The sequence below is a fragment of the Winogradskyella sp. genome (assembly GCF_013213975.1).
Taxonomy (GTDB): domain Bacteria; phylum Bacteroidota; class Bacteroidia; order Flavobacteriales; family Flavobacteriaceae; genus Winogradskyella.
The window spans coordinates 1-3,590 of the sequence record NZ_JABSST010000141.1 but is presented as its reverse complement, the minus strand read 5'-3'; the positions used below and the strand labels follow the sequence as shown (position 1 = coordinate 3,590).

The 3,590-nt window shown below is 35.8% G+C and carries 4 protein-coding genes; all 4 read right to left on the bottom strand.

All coding sequences use genetic code 11. The features are described from left to right. On the bottom strand, positions 1 to 797 hold a 797-nt coding region (locus HRU49_RS14330), incomplete at its 3' end, for a CBM35 domain-containing protein (protein WP_296358354.1). 181 nt (positions 798 to 978) lie between these two features. Then, positions 979 to 1,713, bottom strand: coding sequence for an NAD(P)-dependent oxidoreductase (locus HRU49_RS14325; protein WP_296358352.1), 735 nt, complete (start codon positions 1,711 to 1,713; stop codon positions 979 to 981). Positions 1,714 to 1,723: 10 nt separating this feature from the next. Further along, positions 1,724 to 3,283, bottom strand: coding sequence for a cellulase family glycosylhydrolase (locus tag HRU49_RS14320; protein WP_296358350.1), 1,560 nt, complete (start codon positions 3,281 to 3,283; stop codon positions 1,724 to 1,726). A gap of 18 nt (positions 3,284 to 3,301) precedes the next feature. Then, positions 3,302 to 3,590 (bottom strand): hypothetical protein (locus HRU49_RS14315; protein WP_296358348.1); only part of this gene is annotated, 289 nt, incomplete at its 5' end.

Below are 3,590 nucleotides of genomic sequence, written 5' to 3'. Positions count from 1 at the left end.
TACTCCCCACCTGAAGGATTGGTCATCCGCCAGGTTTCACTTACGGCATTGGTCAGCACAGCAGACTCCGCCTCATAACGTGTCGTAGATCCGCCGTTACCATTATTAGGAGTGCTTACCACCAATACTTGCTGTACATCTGTTGCAGCATCATAATTTGAATCCCCTGCCTGAGAAGCTGTAATTGTTGTTGTACCTGCCGTTAATATAGTAACTGTACTCCCAGAAATACTCGCCACCGCAGGATTTGAACTTGTATAAGACACAGGTAATCCTGAACTTGCAGTAGCTGTTAGGTTAAAGTCACTATCGCCAACAACTTTTGAATCTAAAGCTCCAAAAGTAATTGTTTGACTATTGGTTGAATTCCCAGAACCCCCTGTAACATCTATATAATCATAGCACGTCCATCCGTCCACATGTTCAATTACCACGCTGTTACTTCCGGCATTCAGATTCATCGTATGACTTACAGTTGATGTCGAGGTCTGACCACCCGATGGTGTGGCATTTATCGTGGTTGCTGAACCGTTCACAATTAATTTAAATACGGGAGAACCTGTATTGGAATAGGCCATTTCAAAATCGTAAGATCCAGCGGATCCCACATTTACCGTAAAAGCCATACTTGCACCCGATACATTGCCTACATAAGCATACTCCCCACCTGAAGGATTGGTCATCCGCCAGGTTTCACTTACGGCATTGGTCAGCACAGCAGACTCCGCCTCATAGCGTGTCGTCTGTGCGTAGCTTGTGTATTGAAAAACACAAAATAAAATTAAAAGTTTCTTCATAGCTGAAAAATTAAATTAGTTAGTATTCTACCAAGAAAAGTTAGCTTATCAAGCTTTACTTTTTATTAGCATGTGCTAAAATTAGCGGTGAAATCACCGTAGAATATCCATTTTGTGTCTTAATTGGTATAAAAAAAGTCTTTTTCAATGGCTTTAAGTGTGGGTAAGGAAAGCGTCTAAACTATAAATTTAAAATTTCAAATGCATCGTGTTTTGGTTGGTATCCTAATATCGATTTTGCTTTTGATATATCTAATAAGTTTTCACGATTATTAGACAAGGCATTAAATATTCCAAACCTCAATTCTTTTGGAGAATTAATAGCAAGAACTACCATTTGGGCAAAATCCTCCACACTGAGGTATACTTTTTTAGCATACACAGGATCCATTGGTGGCTTAGACAAAAGAGTTTTTGATTTGTTATAAGGCAGGGTCCACCCCATTCTAAAGCAAAAACAAGATAAATCATACTCTTCGCTGTAATAACGTGCTAGCGCTTCACCAAATGCTTTTGAACTGCCATACAAACTTGAAGGACAAATAACATCTTCAGATAGAGGCTCGGTCTTCTGACCATTTGCAACATTTACACTACTTGCAAAAAGGACCTTAGACACTCCTGCTCGGCGAGCTGCTTCAAATGCATTATATGCTCCACGAATATTTGGCTCGATCAAAGCATCAAAACCTGAGTCTGGCTCGCGCTGACCAGCTAAATGAATAAGAACATCAATATTTTTTAATGATTCAATAAATATATCAAGATTAGTAATATCTACAGGAATAAACGGGTATTTCCAGTCATTTGGTTTGTTACGACTTGATGTTAATACATCATAACCCATTTTATCTAAAATTTCACAAAGTGATTTACCTACATCACCCGTGGCCCCTGTTACCATTACTTTATTCATAATTAATATATTATTGTCTTACAAAAACTACTTTATCTAAATATACTACTTGCTTTTTACCTAAAAAATCAAATGCTAATCTTGCATCCATTACTGTTTTAGTATTATGAGTATAAGTTACACTGTATGTTTCTGGGTTTTGAGTAAGAGATATTATAGACCCCTCTTTTTCAGAGCTGTCATATATTGTGTTTAAATCTTTTACATCTTTTAGGACAATTTTTAATCCCCCAGAACCACTTTCTGCTGCCCCCATAAAACTAATTTTATAAGTTTGTCCCTTTACCAAATGTAATAAGGTTCTTCCTTTAACACCTTTATAACCATTTTCTGCTGCATAAGTCTGCAAGTACAATTGCCCCTTTTCATTTTCAGGGACACTTACTTTTAGCATACTCGATCCACTAAATACACTCTTACCAAACACAAAATCCTTAGTGATTTTGTCGGAGGATAATTTCCATGCGAAATCAGGGGTAAAAAACTCACCGTTTACAACTTGATTTGTTTTTGGAAACGATTTTGGTTTAACACCGGTTAATTTATCTAATGCAAAATGATTCCATCCAAATTCTGAGTCGAATAAACCAAAAGTTCGCTGGTTATTTTGAATTCCCGTATACCACATATTTCCAATATTATATTTTTTAAATAATACTAAATGATGATCAAACCATTTTCCTAATTCCTCATTACTGCGTTCTGGAAATAACCAACAGCCCCATTCTGTAGTTATAATGGGTATATCAACTCCAATTTTATTTCTCCAATTAACAGCATACATTATTTGTTCTGTAATAGGGCTCTTCCATTTTAATTCATCATCTCCCAATGATTGTGTCCAAAATGCAAAATTAATACCATCGATTTGTTTTGGATTATAAAAATGAATCGCTACGCCAATATTTGGGTCATCATAAAAGCCTTTGTTATCAAAACTATAGGTCATATACTCTTCGGTTACATAAGGATCTAAGAATTCTGAGTCATTATGACCACCCATACTAATTAAAATAGGTCTATCCGGATCAATATCTCTAATGGCTTGTACGGCAGCATTATACAAAGACATGACTTTTACATGATCTTCGTGTTTCTTTTTATCAAAGCCAATTCCTGACGGTTCATTTAATATTTCAAAAACTAAATTACTTGGATAATCTTTCCACGCCTCCGCTAAACTACTCCATTTTTCTGCCAACTCTTTAGCACCGGTTTTAGGATCTTTTGCCCATTTCTTATTTCCCCATAGACATACAACTATTGCTAAATCATTTTTAAGAGCATCTTCAATTTGATCTTTACTTTCTAATCCTTTCTCAAAAATCCTAACTGATTCAAAACCTGCCTCCCTTATTGATTTAAACAGTCCTTCTTCGTACTGTATTTTTGGCCAAACACCCCTTGTAGGAATTGAAATATCCGCATTTACTCCTTTGTGAAGTTTCCTAAAAACGTTCGAATTATTACGGTGTTTTAATATTAATTCTTGAGCTATCCCAAAACTTGAAAAGCCAACAAGAACTGATACAACGAGTACAAATTTTAAATATTCAATTAAACTACTCATTCTTCACTTTTTAAACTATTAATCAATACGTTTCACATATAAATAATACGCTCCAACAATTCTCTTGCCTTTAGCATCGTCAAAAAAAGTAATAATGGATTTTTTACCTGCTTCTAAATCAAAAGTAAATCGAGCTGATTTGTCATTTGGATATACTTTAGCACGTTGTTCTTGATCCCCTACCTTTATTCTTGCTGATGCAATATTAAAGGCCTTACCAGCAGGCAAAACACCATCTGTAACTTTGGTTTCAGAAATGGCATCATTCAGACCATAACCAGATTCAACAGGCCATCGTCTCATTTCA